The organism is Mycolicibacterium fluoranthenivorans, assembly GCF_011758805.1.
GTDB lineage: Bacteria > Actinomycetota > Actinomycetes > Mycobacteriales > Mycobacteriaceae > Mycobacterium > Mycobacterium fluoranthenivorans.
The window spans coordinates 40,706-57,577 of the sequence record NZ_JAANOW010000004.1; the positions used below are offsets into that span (position 1 = coordinate 40,706).

At 68.5% G+C, this 16,872-nt stretch carries 14 protein-coding genes; 5 read left to right on the forward strand and 9 right to left on the reverse strand.

Translation table 11 applies throughout. The annotated features are described in order from the left end of the window. Positions 1 to 74: 74 nt before the first annotated feature. Positions 75 to 4,304: a cadherin-like domain-containing protein gene (locus FHU31_RS26765; protein ID WP_167163764.1), complete on the reverse strand. Its 4,230-nt coding sequence runs from the start codon at positions 4,302 to 4,304 to the stop codon at positions 75 to 77. Between the two features lie 258 nt (positions 4,305 to 4,562). Here FHU31_RS26765 and FHU31_RS26770 point away from each other — a divergent pair, with 258 nt between their 5' ends. Continuing rightward, entirely contained in the window at positions 4,563 to 5,702 is a 1,140-nt protein-coding gene (locus FHU31_RS26770; protein ID WP_167163766.1) for an acyltransferase family protein, read from the forward strand. On the opposite strand, the gene FHU31_RS26775 is transcribed toward FHU31_RS26770, so the two are convergent. Beyond that, positions 5,695 to 6,576, reverse strand: a complete 882-nt coding sequence (locus tag FHU31_RS26775) for an LLM class flavin-dependent oxidoreductase (protein ID WP_167163768.1) — start codon at positions 6,574 to 6,576, stop codon at positions 5,695 to 5,697. The two genes, FHU31_RS26770 and FHU31_RS26775, sit on opposite strands and share 8 nt — an antisense overlap. 54 nt (positions 6,577 to 6,630) lie before the next feature. On the opposite strand from FHU31_RS26775, the gene FHU31_RS26780 reads away from it, so the two are divergent. The 4 genes from FHU31_RS26780 (at position 6,631) to FHU31_RS26795 (ending at position 9,953) form a co-directional block, all read left to right on the forward strand. Beyond that, positions 6,631 to 7,044, forward strand: coding sequence for a VOC family protein (locus FHU31_RS26780; protein WP_167163770.1), 414 nt, complete (start codon positions 6,631 to 6,633; stop codon positions 7,042 to 7,044). Between the two features lie 74 nt (positions 7,045 to 7,118). Beyond that, complete coding sequence (locus tag FHU31_RS26785) at positions 7,119 to 8,435, forward strand: sensor histidine kinase (RefSeq protein ID WP_167163772.1); 1,317 nt, start codon at positions 7,119 to 7,121, stop codon at positions 8,433 to 8,435. Then, on the forward strand, positions 8,423 to 9,067 hold the full coding sequence (locus FHU31_RS26790; protein WP_090363948.1) for a response regulator transcription factor: 645 nt from the start codon (positions 8,423 to 8,425) through the stop codon (positions 9,065 to 9,067). The genes FHU31_RS26785 and FHU31_RS26790 overlap by 13 nt, the downstream gene beginning before the upstream one ends. A gap of 13 nt (positions 9,068 to 9,080) precedes the next feature. Then, positions 9,081 to 9,953 (forward strand): DUF4097 family beta strand repeat-containing protein, encoded by an 873-nt coding sequence (locus FHU31_RS26795; RefSeq protein WP_167163774.1) that lies wholly within the window; start codon positions 9,081 to 9,083, stop codon positions 9,951 to 9,953. Here FHU31_RS26795 and FHU31_RS26800 read toward each other — a convergent pair. The 7 genes from FHU31_RS26800 to FHU31_RS26830 form a co-directional block, all read right to left on the reverse strand. Then, positions 9,946 to 10,962, reverse strand: a complete 1,017-nt coding sequence (locus tag FHU31_RS26800) for a nitronate monooxygenase (protein ID WP_167163776.1) — start codon at positions 10,960 to 10,962, stop codon at positions 9,946 to 9,948. The genes FHU31_RS26795 and FHU31_RS26800 overlap by 8 nt on opposite strands. A 26-nt stretch (positions 10,963 to 10,988) precedes the next feature. Next, positions 10,989 to 11,459 (reverse strand): Rrf2 family transcriptional regulator, encoded by a 471-nt coding sequence (locus FHU31_RS26805; RefSeq protein WP_167163778.1) that lies wholly within the window; start codon positions 11,457 to 11,459, stop codon positions 10,989 to 10,991. A 26-nt stretch (positions 11,460 to 11,485) separates the two neighbouring features. Next, positions 11,486 to 12,175 carry a pyridoxamine 5'-phosphate oxidase family protein gene (locus FHU31_RS26810; RefSeq protein WP_167163780.1) on the reverse strand — a complete coding sequence of 230 codons (690 nt, stop codon included), beginning with the start codon at positions 12,173 to 12,175 and terminating at the stop codon, positions 11,486 to 11,488. Between the two features lie 91 nt (positions 12,176 to 12,266). After that, entirely contained in the window at positions 12,267 to 12,860 is a 594-nt protein-coding gene (locus FHU31_RS26815) for an isochorismatase family protein (protein ID WP_167163782.1), read from the reverse strand. A 100-nt stretch (positions 12,861 to 12,960) separates the two neighbouring features. Continuing rightward, positions 12,961 to 13,977, reverse strand: coding sequence for an FAD binding domain-containing protein (locus FHU31_RS26820; protein ID WP_167163784.1), 1,017 nt, complete (start codon positions 13,975 to 13,977; stop codon positions 12,961 to 12,963). Continuing rightward, positions 13,974 to 14,513: a (2Fe-2S)-binding protein gene (locus tag FHU31_RS26825; RefSeq protein ID WP_167163786.1), complete on the reverse strand. Its 540-nt coding sequence runs from the start codon at positions 14,511 to 14,513 to the stop codon at positions 13,974 to 13,976. Before FHU31_RS26825 ends, FHU31_RS26820 begins: the two co-directional genes overlap by 4 nt. Next, on the reverse strand, positions 14,503 to 16,767 hold the full coding sequence (locus FHU31_RS26830; RefSeq protein ID WP_167163788.1) for a xanthine dehydrogenase family protein molybdopterin-binding subunit: 2,265 nt from the start codon (positions 16,765 to 16,767) through the stop codon (positions 14,503 to 14,505). Before FHU31_RS26830 ends, FHU31_RS26825 begins: the two co-directional genes overlap by 11 nt. Positions 16,768 to 16,872 lie beyond the last annotated feature (105 nt).

A 16,872-nucleotide genomic window follows, 5' to 3' on the forward strand; every position in this document is an offset into this window, starting at 1 on the left:
GTAACGGGGCTTCCCCGCAAGACTACGCCCTGATACGGCGCTCCCGTTCCCGCGACGAACTCAGCAGCGATGCCCTAAAGGACGCTCGCCGCGGCGGCGGCCTCGATCGCCTGGTTCTCCGCGATCACCTGCTCGACGGTGGAGACCGCCGGTTTGGGTGTCCAGTCCTGCCGGAACAAGCCGAACGAGGCCTGGGTCGGGTCGGGGTCGGGGTAGTCCGCGAAGGTGTGCAGGAACGACGGCCCGGCGAACTCCAGGGTGCGCCAGGTGCGCAGGAAGTCACCGATGTAGGCCGCCTGCGCGGCCTCGGAGACATCAGAAGTCGGCTCGCCGTACTCGGTGGCCCAGATCTTCTTGTTCCCGTCACCGTTGGCCACCATGACCGCGTACATCTGCTCGGCCTGAGTGATCGGCGTGCCGGCATGGCCGTCCCCCACCGAGAACAACAACGCGTACTGGTAGGGGTGGAACGACACCGCGTCGAAGTATCCGCCCGCGCCCGCCGCGTACATCTGGGCCAGGAACGTCACCGGGTTGATCGCCACTTCCGGGTCCTCCGGCCCGGCACCGACCGACGCCGCGATCACGACGGCATCCGGGTCGGCACCCTTGATGGCGGTGTAGGCCACCTTCAACAGCGCGGTATACTGCGCGGCGTCGGGAGCCGGCGCCCAGAAAATACCGGCATTGGGCTCATTCCAGACCTCGTAGTCGGAGACCCGGCCCTGAAAGTGGGTCGCCACCTCGGTGACGAACTCTGCGAACGCGTCGAGGTCTGCCGGACGGCCTTGGTACTGCGCTTGACCGGGCACCGCGGCCCAGTCCGGAGTCGTACCCAGCACACCGAGCACGGTGATGCCGTTGCCCTGGGCGCTGTTGACGACGCGGTCCACGGCGGTCCAGTCGTATGCACCGTCGGCGGGCTCGATTCCCGCCCAGGGCAACATGATCCGAATGGTGGTGATACCGGCGTCCTTGAGCAACCCCATGGCCTTGTCGGTGTCGGTCTGCGAATAGAAGTACATCTGCTGGGCATTGACGGCGATCTCGGTGGGCCGCTGATCGACGGCGGTGGCCGACGGCGGCGCAATCGTGACCCCGACCGTGGCCGTGGTGGTCGCGCCGAACGCGTCGGTGACCGTGACGGTGAACGTGTCCGTATCGTCCCCGGGGGTCACCAGGGCGCGATACCGCGCGTCGACATCCGGGATGTAGGTGAACTTTCCGTCGGACGTCACCGTGGCCGCCCCGAACGCCGGACCGCTGCCCAGGCTGTAGGTCAGCGTGTCACCGTCCGGGTCGTCGGCGGTGACCGTGCCGGTCACGGTGCCGATGGCGCTCGATGTGTCGTCCACGGTCGCTTGGCCGTTGGTCGGCGCGTTGTTCGTGGTCGGGTTCGGGGCGATGGACACATTCACGGATGTCGTTGTGGTGCCTCCGAATCCGTCACCGATGGTGAAGGTGACGGTCTCGGTCTTGGTCGCTGCACTCGCCCCGGCTTTCGAGGCCGCCAACCGGGCAGCGGCCGTCGGCGTGTAGGTGAACGATCCGTCGGCGTTCACGACGACGGCGCCCTTGGTGGTCTTGCCCGCGGTGTAGGTGAGCGTGTCGCCGTCTGAGTCGGTCGCGGTGACCGATCCGGTGACGAGGCCCGAACGGGGGTTGGTGACCGCGATGACGGCTTTCGCCCCAACGGGTTTGACGTTGGCCGCGCCGATCTTGACGTTCACTGTGACCGGCACGAGACCACCGTGGCCGTCGTCCACCGTGACCGTGAAGGTGTCCATCTTCTGGTCGTGGGTGGCGCCGGGCGCCAGCGCGGCGGTACGGGCCGTCGCCGTGGGTGTGTAGGTGAACGCCCCGGCCGTCGTGACGCCGACGGTGCCCTTCGCCGGCTGCCCACTCACCGTGTAGGTGAGCTTGTCCTTGTTGCCGTCGGCGGTCGCGATCGTGCCCTTGACCACACCGGTCGATGCGTTCGGGTTGCCGATGGTCGTGGTGACGGTCGGGATCTTGTTGTCGGGGGTGATGGCCAGCGCGACGGTGGTGGTCATCGTGCCGTACCGACCGTCGGAGACCGTCACGGTGAACGAATCCTTCGTCACCGAGCCGGGCGCGCCGGGCACGGCTGCCGCGTGCCGGGCGGCGGCGGTGGGCGTGTAGGTGTAGGTCCCGTCGGCGTTGAGCACCAACGTGCCCTTGGTGGGCTTGGCGGTCACCGCGTAGGTCAGTGGATCACCGTCGAAATCGACGACGCCGACGCGCCCGGCGAGCGCGCCGGTGGCCGGATTCGACACGGCCGCAACCGGATCATTGAGGAAGGGCGCCTTGTTCTGCGGAACCAGGGACACCACGCGGACGGTGCCGTTGAGGGGATCGGTCACCCACATCTGCGTCCCATCCGGGGTGAGCACCGTACCGGATTGCGCCGATGTCGCGGCGACGCCGCTGTCGGCGACCCCGACGACCGCGCCGTCGCTGGTGCGCAGCGCCGCCACGAGGCCGGTCGAGGTGGTCACCATCAAGGCGCTGCGGTCTTTGGTGAGCGCGATACCGGACAGTGGCTGGCCGAGATCAAGTGTGCCCGTCGTGTGTGCGCCGAGATCGACGACGGTGAGACCACCGCTCGCATCGGCGACGTAGACCAACTTGTGGACCGAGTCGACGGCCAGCCCGACGGGGGTGCCGCCGAAATCGGCGATCGACGTGGCCACCGAACCGGTGGACGAGAACGACGAGATGGTGCCGCCGCCAGTCGCTTTCGCGCTCACCACGAAGATCGTCTTACCGTCGGCACTCACCGCGAGTTCACCGGGTGTCAGGCCCCCGGCGAGGGTGACGGTACCGGCGGTCTTGTTGGTGGATGTGCTGATCTTGGTCACCGTGCCGGTGGCGCCGCTGGCCACGTACACCGTGCTGCCGCTGGGGTTGATGGTGATGGCAGTGGGATTGGTGACCGCAACGGTGGCCTTCACCGTATTGGTCTTGGTGTCGATGACGGTGACGGTGTTACCGGTCGAACTGGACACGTAGAGCCGGGTGCCGTCGGCCTTGACGGCAAGACCGTCGGGACCGGTTCCCGCCGCGAACGTGGTGATGACGGTGTTCGTGGTCGTGTCGAAGACGGTGACTTTCCCGGTGCTGCGATCGGCGACATAGGCCCGGGTGCCCGAGGTGACGACCGCACTGGGGTCGGTGATGTTCGTGACGGTGGCCGCTGTGTAGAACGGCGACGGACTCACCGGGATGTTCACCGGTACCGCCACGGTGTTGACGCCGTCGGAAACGGTGAGCGTCATCCCGACGGTGTCGTCGGTGGGCGTGGCGGAGGCCTCGAACCGCTGGGCCGTGGTGGGGGTGTAGGTGAGCGTGGTCGTCTTGGCGTTGTAGGTCAACGTGCCCGTGGCCGGCGCGTTCCCGATTCCGACGGCGACCTTCTTACCCTCGGGGTCGCTCGTGGTCAGTTTCCCGAGGACGGTGCCGGTGGTCGCGTCGGGCCGGCCCCAGGTGACCGACGCGGTCGGCGGCTGGTTGACCGCGGCGACGGTTTGGCTGGCCGCCATCGCCATGGCGGCGACCTCGGTGGTCGCGTCCTCGGTCGTCCCGACTTCACGTCGGGCCGCACCGAGCATCACCCACCCCAGCGGTGAGTCCGCCAGCGCGCCGCGCAGCGCGCCCAGGAACGACGACGCCACCTGATGAGCGATACCGCTGACCAACGTGCCGAAGGTCTGTACCGGGTTCGGCACAACCGGTCGCGTCACCGCGAGTGCCGCCGGGGCCTCGGCGACCGCCTGTTGCGCCACGGCCGCGGCGACTCTGGCGGTCGACGGCGGCTCATTCTCCGCAGCGGAGCCACCGGTGCTCGCCTGGGCGACGGACCGGCTCGTCACCTTGGCGGATTCGGCGACAGCGGGGCGCGGCGCGGGTGTCGGCTTCTTCTTGGCCTTGGGCTTCGGAGTGGGCTTGGGAGTGGGCACCGAATCGTCGGCACGGGCGTGGGCACCGCCCGAACCGGATACGACCGCACCGGGCGTCACCGCTCCGGTGACCGAACCGGTGGGTTCACCTGTGGTCGTCGGTGTGGTGGTGTCGGCTGCACCTGCCGGCGTGCTGCCACCCGAACCCGAGGACCCGGTGGATCCGGATCCGGCGGTCGTCCCGCCATCCGCCGAAGAGGAGACGGTCGAGTCCTCGGGAGTAGCGGAGGCGATGCCCACCGGCACCCCGACAGCCGACCCGATGCCCAACGCCACGGCCAATGCGCCGACCCTGCCGACGTGTTTGCCATGGCGCAGTTGCATCATCTCTCCCACTGCTCGGTGGCCGTACTGTTGAGCGCGAGCGTTGGCTTGACTCTGCGAAACGACAGCAAGTGTCGCGAGTGTAACTCCAACTTTCCGCCGTCGAGTTCGCTTTGCGCATTTGCTGTAAACGGTTCACCCGGCGAGTTTCACCGGCCGGTTCGACCGGATGGACCGCGCCCCGCAAGCCCGGGAAGCGAGGCTGCCGGCACATCTGGTCCCGGGCGCTCACACAGCTGACTCACTAGCCTTGACGAGATGTCTGCCGGGCCGTCCACACCGCTGCGCGGGCCGGACACCCTGCCGGCCCTCGAACCCGTACCTCGGCAGGCCTCGCTCACGGGCTTGCGGGCGCTCGCCGCCCTGATGGTGGTCGGCACGCACGCCGCGTTCGCCACAGGCGCCCTGAACCTCGGCTACCTCGGCTCGCTGCTGGGCCATCTGGATATCGGGGTGCCGATCTTCTTCGCGTTGTCGGGCTTGCTGTTGTTCCGGCCGTACGTCCGATCGGCGGCCGCCGGTGCCCCGGCGCCCCGGCCGGGTCGCTACGCCCGGGCCCGGATCCGGCGCATCATGCCGGGCTATGCGACCGCCGTGCTGTTCACCTATGTGGTCTTCCTCTACTTCACCCCGGAACCGAATCCCGGCCAGACGTGGCTGGGCTTGCTGCGCCACCTGACGCTGACCCAGATCTACATCGACAACTTCCTGGTGACCTATCTGCATCCGGGACTGTCGCAGATGTGGAGCCTGGCCGTGGAAGCCTCCTTCTACGCCGTCCTACCACTGCTGGCCCACCTGCTCATGGGACGGCGGTGGCGGCCCGGTCCGGTGCTGGCCGGCCTCGGCGCGCTCGCCGCGATCGCGCCGCTGTGGCTGCTCCTGGCATCGCGCACCGACTGGCTGCCCAACTCCGCAGGCATGTGGCTGCCCGCCCATCTCGCCGCGTTCGCGGCCGGAATGGCACTTGCGGTGCTGCAGGAGAACGGGATCCGGGTACGCGCGGTGGCCACCCTCCCGGCTGCGGCAGTGGCCTATCTGGTCGCCGCCACGCCGGCCGGTGCGCATCCGGTGTCCAGGGCGCTGTGCTACGCGGCCGTCGCGATGCTGGTCACCGCTCCACTTGCGCTCGGCGATACCGGACGGTGGACACGGCTGCTCGGCAGCCGGCCGATGGTGTGGATCGGCAACATCTCCTACGAGCTGTTCCTGCTGCACGTGGTGATGATGGCGATCACGATGCACCTGGTGCTGGGGTGGCCACTCTTCACCGGCTCGACACTGGTGCTCGTCATCGCGACACTGGCCACCACCGTGCCGCTGGCGTGGTTGCTGTGCGAAGCCACCGGGACCCGAAAGCCATTGGACGCCAACATCGGCCGGCGCGGATCTAGCTGAACTCCTGCACCGCCTCGGCGACGCGGCGCAACTGTCCGGTATCCGAGGACGTCGGGATGAGATGCACTTCGTCGGTGCCGATCTCGGCGAACCGGTGCAGCACCTCGGCCAATTCGTCCTCGGTGCCGGCCCACCCGGTCGTCGGCGCCATGGCGTCGACGTACTCGGCCGGGATCCAGTTCATGTACCGCCGCAGGTGGTGGTGCACCTGGGTGCGGGCGGTGTCGTGGTCGCCGAGGGCGAACCAGAACGAGGTGGCCAGGTGCGGCGCCGGCCGTCCGGCCTGCGCCCACGCGGTCCGGGCGACATCGAAGAGCTCGTTCTGTTTGTCCACGTCGAGATCCATGGTGATACCGGCCAATCCGGCCGCCCACGGCGCGGCGCTGCGCACCGTCTTGGGGCCGATCGTGCCGACCAGAAGCTCCGGGCCACCGGGTTGCACCGGTGCGGGCCCCACCGGTAGCACCGAATCGGTCACTTTCTCGCCGTTCCACACCCGCTTCATCACCGCCACCCGGTCGGCCATCTGCCGCATGGTCTGGGTTGCCGGGTCCGCACCGGCGGCGACGTAGTCCTCATTCCGCCCACCGACCCCGAGACCTACGGTGAGCCGGCCACCACTGAGCACGTCGCCGGTCGCGAGTCCTTTGGCCAGCAGCACGGGGTCGTGCAGCTGGGGTACCACCACCGTGGTCACCAGGCGCACCCGCTCGGTCCAGGCCGACAACGCCCCGAGCAGGGTCAGTGAGTCCGGGTTGTCGAACGCGATGCGCTCGCCCCAGCACAGCGACGAGAACGGTCCTTCGTCGATGACCTTCGCCCACTCTTTGAGCACCGCCGCGTTCAGATCCGGCTCCATGACCGGCATCGTCATTCCCACATGCACGTCGGGGATTCTGGCACGGACGCGGACTGCCAGTATGTGGTCATGGCGATCTCCACGACATCCATCGCACATGTGCGGCTCACGGTCACCGATATCGAACGCTCGCGGCAGTTCTACGAGGGTGTCTTCGGTTGGCCCGTACTGGTGGAATTGCCGCCAGGTGCCGACGCCGCGACACGAGAGGCGCTGGCGTTTCTCTACGGCGGGGTCATCTACGACCTGGGTGGCGCCCTGATCGGGTTGCGGCCGGTCGGCGACGGCGACTTCCACGAGGACCGCACCGGCCTGGATCATCTGGCGTTCCGGCTGGCCGACCGCGCCGCCCTGGACGCGGCGGGCGAACATCTGGACGCGCTCGGTATCGCGCACGGGCCGGTCAAGGACATCGGGCCGGCCTACATCCTGGAGTTCCGCGATCCCGACAACATCGCACTGGAACTCACCGCACCCAAGTAACCGGGGGTTATCCCCCGCCCGGTTCGGCGGAAAACGTGGTGTCGCCGGACGTCGACTGTCCATAGGTTGGACCCATGGTCGCAATCTGGTCGAGCACTGCAGACGACACCGTCGATACCGTCGATGACACGACGGCGGTCCACCGGTGGCGTGATCTCGGGGTGATCCCCACCGCGTCGATGGTCACCGGCGCCGCGCTCGCCACCGTGTGGTTGTGGATTCCGTTGTCCATCTTGGTGATCGGCATCTCGTCCATCCCGTCGGTGATCGGATTCGTGCTGTCCGCAGTGGTGTTCGTCTACCTGATGCGGGGCGTGGAGTGGGTCGAACGGGTGCGCAGCGAGGCGGTGTTCGGCCTGCACATCCCCGTGCCGCCCCGCGCCATGTCGCCCTACACCGGATTCCAGCGCTGGGCACACCAGCTGTGGCTCGACATCAGCGGCAGCCGGTTCTGGAAAGCGGTGGGCCAGCACTACCTGCGGATGACATACGACCTGCTGGTCTGTGGACTCGCCCTGGCGCTGCTGGCCTTCGCCTTCCTGGCCCCGGCGTTCGCCTCGGCGATCCGGCGCAGCGACGCCGACTCCGGGCTGTCCTTCCTCTCGCCACCGCTGGCCTGGCTGCTGGCCGTGGTCGCGCTGCTCGCCGCGATCGCGCTCCTGGTGTTCGCCCCCGCGGTCGACGCGAAGATCGATCGCTGGCTGCTGGCCGCCTCCCCCACGGCGGCGCTGCAGTCCCAGGTCAGCGCGCTGGCCGACGCGCGGCAAGGTGCGGTGTCCTCGGCGCAGACCGAGCGCCACCGCATCGAACGGGACCTGCACGACAGTGTCCAGCCGCGACTGGTCTCGCTGGCGATGACCATCGGGCTGGCGCAGACCAAGCTGGACACCGATCCGGCCTCGGCCAAAGCCCTCATCGGCGAGGCGCACGCCGATGCGATGAGCGCGCTGGCTGAGCTGCGCAATGTGGTGCGCGGAATCGCCCCGACCATCCTCAGCGACCGCGGGCTCGACGCCGCGCTCTCGGCGGTGGTGCAGCGCACCCAGATCTCGGGCGTGCCGACCACTCTCGATGTCCATTTGCCCGTCAGGCTGCCCGATGAGGTCGAATCGGTCGCCTATTTCGTGGTGGCGGAAGCTCTGACCAATGTGGCCAAACACGCCGGCGCCGGTCAGGCGGTGGTGACGGTGCGCCTGGACGAGGCGGCTCGGGTGCTGCATGTGTCGGTGTTCGACGACGGGTGCGGTGGCGCCGAGATCGGCGCCGACAACGACGCCACCGGCCTGCGCGGCCTGACCGAGCGGGTCCGTGCCGCCGGTGGCACGTTCACGGTGTCCAGTCCGGCGACCGGCCCCACCATCGTGACGGCGGTGCTGCCATGCGGATCGTGATCGCCGAGGATTCGGCCCTGCTGCGCGCCGGTATCGAACGTATCCTCGCCGACGCCGGACACCAGGTCGTCGCCGGTGTGCCGGATGCCACCGGACTACTGAACATCGTCAACTCCGAACACCCCGATCTGGCCATCGTGGACGTCCGGATGCCGCCGACGTTCACCGATGAGGGCATCCGCGCCGCCGCCCTGCTCCGCTCGCAGAACCCGGAGTCCGCGGTTCTGGTGCTCTCCCACTACGTCGAAGAGCGTTACGCCGCCGACCTGATCGCCTCGGATACCAAGGGATTCGGCTACCTGCTGAAGGATCGGGTGGCCGACGTGCCCGCCTTCCTCGATGCGGTCGAGGTGGTCGGCGGCGGCGGAACCGTCCTCGACCCCGAAGTGGTCTCACAGATCCTGGTGCGTTCGCGGCGCCGCGTCGTGCTCGACGAACTGACACCGCGCGAACGGGAGGTGCTGCAGCTCATGGCCGAGGGTAAGTCGAACTCGGCGATCAGTGCCGCACTGCATGTCTCGGTCGGGTCGGCCGAGAAGCACATCGCGTCGATCTTCGCCAAATTGCAGCTGACCCCCGATGACAGCGAGAACCGCCGGGTGCTGGCCGTCTTGCGCTACCTCGAATCCTGAAAGGTACTGCCCCATGAGCATTCTCACCCCGCCCCAGGCACCCGCCGGACCACCCCCGGTGTCCGACGGCGCACGCAACGTCATCCGAGTCCTGCTGGTCGGCATCGCCGTCGTCGTCATCGCGGGTGCGCTCGGCTCCTTCGGAACGCTGGCCTGGGGGCTCAGTGCCTTCCGGGTGGTGACCGACCACCAGACGCTGCCCACCACGATCCGGTCGCTCACCCTGGACACCGCCGATTCCCCGGTGGCCGTGCGCATCACCGCCGACCGCAACGCCACCGAACCCCGCATCGATCTGCGCATGGTGGCCTCCAGCCGCAACAGCAATCAGTACCTGCGAGTCACCAATGACGCCAACGGCACTCATGTCACCGTGGACGGAGCCGCCGACGGGATCCTGGACTTCGGCGATCCAGGCGAGGTCACCGTCACCCTGCCGCCGGAGACCGGGCGCCGGCTCGCGCTGACGGTGCGCCAGAACACCGGCGTGTTGCTCGCCCAGGCCGACCTGGATCAGCTGACCGCGAGCACCTCGGACGGCGCGGTCGTGCTGCGCGGCGCGGTCCGTCGCGTCGAGGTGCGCGCGCAGGACGGGGATATCACCGCGCGGGAACCGATTTCGGTCGGTGAGTCCTTCGATGCGGCCACCACCGACGGTGAGATCGCGGTGAAGTTCGCGGATGTGGCGCCACGCCGGGTGGACGCGGTGACCCGCGACGGTGACATCTCGCTCTCGCTGCCCACCCCCGGCCCCTACCTGGTACACGCCCAGTCCGGTGGGTCGGCCACCGTGCGGGTACCCGAGACCAGCGATGCCGCGCGCGCCGCAGCCCAGATCAATGTCCGCTCCGATGACGGCGACGTGACCGTCGATACGCTCAGATGAGCGCGCCGATGATCTGGGCGGCCGGGCCCGTCGTGATACTCCGGAATCCAGTGCCGGCCCAGATATTGGTGGCCTGCGGGTCCCCGGCCCGCACCGATGCGGCGCGTACCGGACTGGTCAGGTAGTGCACCTCCGGGTATCCCAGCGGCGCCTTCTCGTCATGCTCGTCGATGAACCTGTTGCGTAAACCGCGCGCGTATCGTCCCGAGAAGGCCTTGGTGACAACGGTTTCGGTGAATGCGGGATCCTGCAGCGCGGCACGGTGCACCGGGCTGCTGCCGGCCTCGTCGGCGAGCAGGAAGGCGGTGCCCAGCTGGGCCGCGGCCGCACCGGCGTCCAGCGCCCGGCCCACATCCTGCGCCGTCACCAGGCCACCGGCGGCCACCACCGGTACCCCCGTCGCCGCGAGCACCTCGGCCAGCAGCTCATCGAGGGGTTGAGCGGCCGGGCGGGCGGCGGGATCGTAGGTGCCGCGGTGTCCACCGGCGGCCGGGCCCTGGACCGCCAACGCGTCGACACCCTTGCCCACCGCTTCCTGCGCCTCGGTGAGCGTGGTCACGGTGGCGACGGTCGTGATACCCGCGGCGCGGAGCCGGGCGGACTCCTCGGCGCTGGGCGAACCGAAGGTGAAGGACACCACCTCCGGCCGGATGTCGAGCACGACCTCGAGTTTTGCCGCCCAGTCGTCATCGTTGAACTTCGGCTCGCCCAGCGACACGCCATAGCGTGCCGCCTCACCGGCCAACTCCGCGATGTACCGGTCGATATCGCCGGGTTGCACGGCGCTGGGCTGGGGCGCAAAGAGATTCACCCCGAGAGGTCGCGTCGTGAGCTTACGGGTGGCGGTCAGCCGTTCGGCGAACGTGTCGGCCGAGAGATAGCCGGCCGCGACGAACCCGAGACCACCGGCCTCCGACCCGGCCGCGGCAAGCTCCGGGGTGGACGGACCACCTGCCATCGGCGCCACCAGGATCGGAACCGCCAGGTCGTTCAGGTTGAACTCACCCATCACCTACCGCCTTCGCTTCGTCCGTCTCAGCCGTGACCGCGTTCGGTCTCCTGGCCCAGGTAGTCGGCGGCCAGGGTCGCCACATGGACGGGCAGCTCACCGGTGGCCACATCGGCGAGCGTGGTCTGTTCCAGCACCGAGCGCATGCTGGCGCGCAGCGCCCGCCACACATCGGTGAGCGCCGCGGTCGGACCGGAGTACGGCAGGTCGCCCAGGCCGATATCGCGCACGCTGGCCAGCGGCCCGTCGATACAGCGCAGCACATCGGCGATGCTGATCTCGGCGGCGGGACGGGCCAACTCGTATCCACCGTCGCGGCCGCGGTGACTGCGCACCAGCCGGTCGGTGCGCAGGTCGGAGAGGATGTCCACGAGGAACTGGGCCGGGATGCCCTGCGCCTTGGCCAGGTCATCGGTCTTGACCAGGCCACCGTCGCCGACGGTGGCCAGCTGGACCATGGCACGCACGGCGTACTCCGCCTTCGCCGACATGCGCATACTGCGGATTCTGCCAGGCGCGCCGGTCAGCGCAGCGGCGGCGCCACGTTGCGCACGGTCCCGGTCATGCCGCGCACCGAGTCGGGCACCGGAATCGACGGGTCGCAGTCGGGCGCCTCCTCCGGCGTCCCGTAGGACAGCGATAGCGGTACCACACCCGCCCAGGCACCGGCCTCGACATCGGATTCGGGGTCCTCCGACCAGCCCGCGCTAACCTTGAGCGACCAGTTGTCGGCACCGATCGGCATCCGCAGCGCCACGCTCGCGACCAGCTCTTTGCGGGTACTCGGTCGCAGTTCGGCCACCCGTCCGGGGATGAAGGTGTCCGTCAGGGCGTTCAGGTAGTCGGCTTTCTCCGCCTCGGGGACCGCCTCGAAGGTCCCGAACAGAACGGCACTGCGGTAGCGGAATGAGGACTCGAAACCGCTGCGCGCCACCACCACCCCGTCCAGGGTCGTCACCGACACCGCCGCGGCCGCCCCGTCCTCCAGCGCACGCAGCCACGGCGACCCCGTGGAACCGTGGATCACCAATTCGTCTGCCAGACGTGCGAATCCGATCGGGATCGCGAGGGGATGCCCGTCACGCACCAGGGCGACCGTGGCCAGCGGCGTGCTGTCGAGCAGTTCGTACAGTCCGTCTCGCGAGGTGTCCTGCTTCTCGCGGAGCCGGGTGACACGGGTGCTGGGCGGGGACGTCGGCGACTGGGTGTTCACACCCTCAAGCTTCGCCGATGACGCACGACTGCGCCTGCCATTTTTCTGTCCGCTCCGTCACGACGCGGCCATGGCGTGCCGTGGCCAGTGCTCAGTCCGGGATGCCGGCGCCGTCGGCGACCACCACGGCGAACAAGTCGGACAGCGCCGCCAAGCTGGCCGCCTGGAGGGCCGCCGCGGGCACCGGTCCGTCGACCCCGGGCAGCGAGCGGGTGGCCGTCGCCGCGGCAACCACCGTCGGCGCGAACCCCAGATTGAACGCCCCACGGGCGGTCGAGTTGACGCACATGTGTGTCATGAACCCGGCCAGGATGAGGTTCGTCGCCCCGACGGACTTCAGTTCGTTCTCCAGGTCGGTCTGCACGAACGAGTTCGGGAAATTCTTCACGATCACGGGCTCCCCGCCGCGCGGGGCGACCTGGCCGGCGATCGCACCCGACTCCCCCGCGATGTCATACAGCGAGCCGGGGCCGTCATCGTGCTGGATGTGGATGACCGGAATGCCGGCGCTGCGAGCGCGATCCAGCAGTGCCGCGGCCTCGTCCAGCGCCGCCTGCACACCCTCCAACTCCATCACGCCCTGCGTATAAGTGTTCTGGCAGTCGATCAGCACGAGGGTGGAATCGGACCAGGCCGCGGGCACGGCGGGCAGACTGGCCAATTCACGCAGGGTCGGTCGGGTCATGCCTGCACAGTAGCCAGGCCTCGATGAATTCCGCGTGACCAGGTGCGCCGCCGGTCCGGCGAGTCGGTCACCCTGGCCAACGGGATGGACCAGAGCGCGATCATCCGGAGGTATCCGGGGCGGGCTCGGCCCCGCGGTCGACGGCGGCCAGGGTGAGCGCGCGCACCACGCTGTGGCGACCCAGGTCGACTTTGAAACCGTTCTGGGAAAGGGGTTGTGCGTTCACCATCGCCAGTTGCGCTGCGGTGTCGAACGTGACCGCCGTGGGCGTCTTGCCGATAAGACTTGCCTCGGCCTCGGGGAGTCGCCACGGCATGGCCGCCACTGCTCCCAAGGCCAGGGCGGCGGCGGTGATGACCCCGTCCTCGATGACGAGACCCGCCGCGACCGAGACCAGGGCGAACGCGTAGCTGTGGCGGTCACGGACTTTCAGGTACCAGGAGTGCTCGGCGAAAGCGGAGGGCGGCAGTTCGATCCCGATGATCAGATCGTGTGGGTCCAGCGCGTTGTCGATCTCCGGGGTGCGGCCGGGCAGCACGAAGAACCGATCGATCGGGATGGTGCGCCGCCCCGTCTCGTTCTGCACATGCACGACGGCATCGAGGACGGCCAGCGCGACGGCCATATCCGACGGGTTGATCGCGACGCAATCGGCGCTCGCTCCGAAGATCGCGTGCTCACGGTTGAAACCGTGCCGCGCGGCGCAGCCACTACCCGGGTCACGCTTGTTGCAGGCGGCGAACACCGTCTGCATGAAGTAGGGGCAGCGGGTGCGCTGCAACAGATTTCCACCCGCGGTGGCCATGTTGCGTAACTGGGTGGTGGCGCCGCTGAGGATCGCGTGTGACAGCACCGGGTACTGGGTGCGGATCAGTGGATGGTTGGCGAGTGCGCTGTTGGTCACCCCGGCCTCGACGAACACCCCGCCGGTATCGGTCGAGGTGATCGACGTCAGGCCCAGACGCCGCAGATCGATCACACCGGACGGCTGCTCGACACCCCCCTTCATCAGGTCGATGAGGTTGGTCCCGCCGGCGAGGTACTTCGCTCCCGTGGTCGTGGCCGCGTCGATCGCGTCCCCGATGCTGGACGCGTGCCGGAACTCGAAGGTTTTCACGGACGCCGCTCTCCGGCGACGCTCTCGATCGCGTCGGCGATGTTGGCGTAGGCACCGCACCGACAGATGTTGCCCGCCATCCGTTCCCGGATCTCGGGTGCGGTGAGTCGGGGGCAGCCGGTGATCACGTCGGCCCGGGATCCCTCGAAGGTGGCCATGCTCAGGTCACCTCGCTGGTACTCGGCGAGCATGGCGTGGGCGGAGGAGATCTGCCCGGGTGTGCAATACCCGCACTGGAATCCGTCACAGTCCAGAAAGGCCTGCTGCAGCGGGTGCAGGTCGACGCCGTCGGCGATGCCTTCGATGGTGAGGACATCGCTTCCGTCGACCGACGCCGCCAAGGTCAGGCAGCTGAGTACACGTTCACCGTCCAGCGACACCGTGCACGCGCCGCACAGCCCGTGATCGCACCCCTTCTTGGTCCCGGTCATGTGCAACCGCTCTCGGAGCAGGTCCAGCAACGTCGATCTGATGTCGACCGTCATCCGGTGGGTTTGGCCGTTGATGTGCAGCTCCACCTCGGTCTCACCGCTCATCGGGTGACCTCGTGTCCGCCGGCCGGTACGGGATCATCAGGTCCTCCAAGGTGATCGGCAGGTCACGCAACCGCTTGCCGGTGGCGTGGTGGATGGCGTTGGCGATGGCGGCGGGGACTCCGCAGGTGCCGATCTCACCGATGCCGCGTACGCCGATCGGATCGAGGCCGTAGTCGGGCGCGTCGACGAAGGAGATGTCGAATTCGGGCCGGTCGGCGTGTGTGGGCACGTAGTACTCACCGATCGGCAGTGCCGTCCGGTCGTCGTCGGGCACCTGTTCGAGCAAGGCCATGCCGAGTCCGAAGGTGATACCGCCCATCACCTGATTGCGGGCGAGTTTCGGGTTGAGCACCCGCCCGCAGTCCATCACCGCGACCCACCGGATCACGCTGGCACGGCCGAGGTGCTCGTCGACCTCGACTTCACAGAAGTGCACGCCGAAGGACTGAAACGCCTGCGCGCTCTGGTCCCCCGCGTCGCTGCCGGCGACGAAGGTCAACTGGTCTGCGAAGGCGCCGACCGCCGCGGGTGCGCAGGCGGCGATATCCACCCCGGCGGGGTCGGCGCCGAAGTACGGCGAGTCGGGGTCCTCGGTGAGCAGGACCAGCAATCGGCGCTTCCACTCGGTGGCAGCGGCGAAGACTGCGGAGCCCACGGTAGCGGTGGTCTGCGAGGCTCCGCTGTAAGGTGCGGCGGGGAATTCGGAGTCGCCGGACAGAAAACTCACCCGGTGCATCGGGAGTCCGGTGGCATCCGCGGCGACCTGCGTCATCACGGTACGCACCCCGGTACCGACTTCGTGTGTGGCCGAGGAGAATTCGACATGACCGTCGGCAGACGTCAGCACCCGGCAGCCGGCGGGCATGCGCCGGCCGGGATACGTGGCGGTGGCCATCCCCCAGCCGACCTGGACACCGCCGCGCTGTAGTGAGCGCGGCGCCGCGGGCCGGTCGCGCCAACCGAAGCGCTGCGCCCCTTGTGCGTAGCAGTCGAGCAGATGCTTGCCCGACCACGGCTTGCCGCTGGCCTGATCGAGATCGGCGTGATTGCGGATCCGCAGGTCGAGCGGATCGATGTGCGCGCGCTCGGCGAGCTCATCGATGGCCACCTCGAGAGCGAACAGTCCGGGCGCCTCGCCCGGGCCACGCATGAAACATGGTGTCGGCGCGTTGATCCGGGCCGTCCGGTGCGACACGACCAGGTGCGCGGACTGGTAGAGGAACCGGGTCGACAGTCCTGCCGGCTCGCAGAAGTGCGCGACGGTCGAGGTCTCGGTCACGGTGTGGTGCTCGGTACTACCGATATGTCCGTCGCCGTCGGCGATCAGCGTCACCTCCTGGTGGGTGCGCGGGCGGTGACCCGTCGAGGTGAACATCTGATCGCGGGTGAGTACCAGCTTGACCGGCCGTTGCACCTCCCGGGCCACGACCGCGCACAGGACGACATGCATCCACAGAAAGCTCTTCGACCCGAAGGCGCCACCCACCAAGGGCGACAGGATGCGAAGGTGATCCTCCGGTATCCCGAGGTAGGCGGCCAGGGCCATCCGTTCCCCGGCGATCCATCGCGTGGAGTCGTGGATTGTCAGGTGATCGCCGTCCCACTGCGCGATCGTCGCCGACAGTTCGATGGGGTAATGCGCGTTCCTCGGTGTGGTGTAGCGCGCATCGACGCGCGTGACCGCGCTCTCCGGCAACGGTGCGACACCGCGCTGATCCTGGAGTTTCTCTTCTTCCAGCTTCACGAAATGGTCGGGACGATAACTGCCGTGCCTGATCTGGCCGCCCTTCTCGTCCGGCGCCGTCGGTGCGGCCAGCACCGCGGCAGCGTTCAGCAGTGCGGGCGCGGCCTGATAGGTCAGTTCGAACAGCGATGCCGCGCCGGTGGCGTTCTCCAGGCTGTCGGCGACCACCACGGCCATGTGCTGACCCACATACTGCACCGTCAGATCCGACAGCGGCGGGCGACGCTCCAGCGGCAGGTCGTACGTCAGCTCGTCGGGTAAGACCTTGAGCTCAGGGCAGTTCAGCGGGGTCAGCACATGCAGCACTCCGGGCGCCCGGCCGACCCGGTCGGCACCGGAGCGCAGGGAATCCTCGGTGACATGGCCGTGCGGGATCTCGGATTGCACCAGCACCGCGTGCACCAGACCGGGCACGGCGACGTCGGCGGTGTAGTGGGCGCGACCGGTCACTTTGTCCACGCCCTCGACACGGCTGACCGGTCGCCCCACGCTTTCCGACGCCGTCGGCATATCCTGTGACCTCTCCTCCGTGTCTGCCCACTCCAGCGTCGCCGCGGCGCGGTGCGCCGTCATCAGTCATGTGACTGATGACGGGTGTCCGAGGGTGCTCTCACA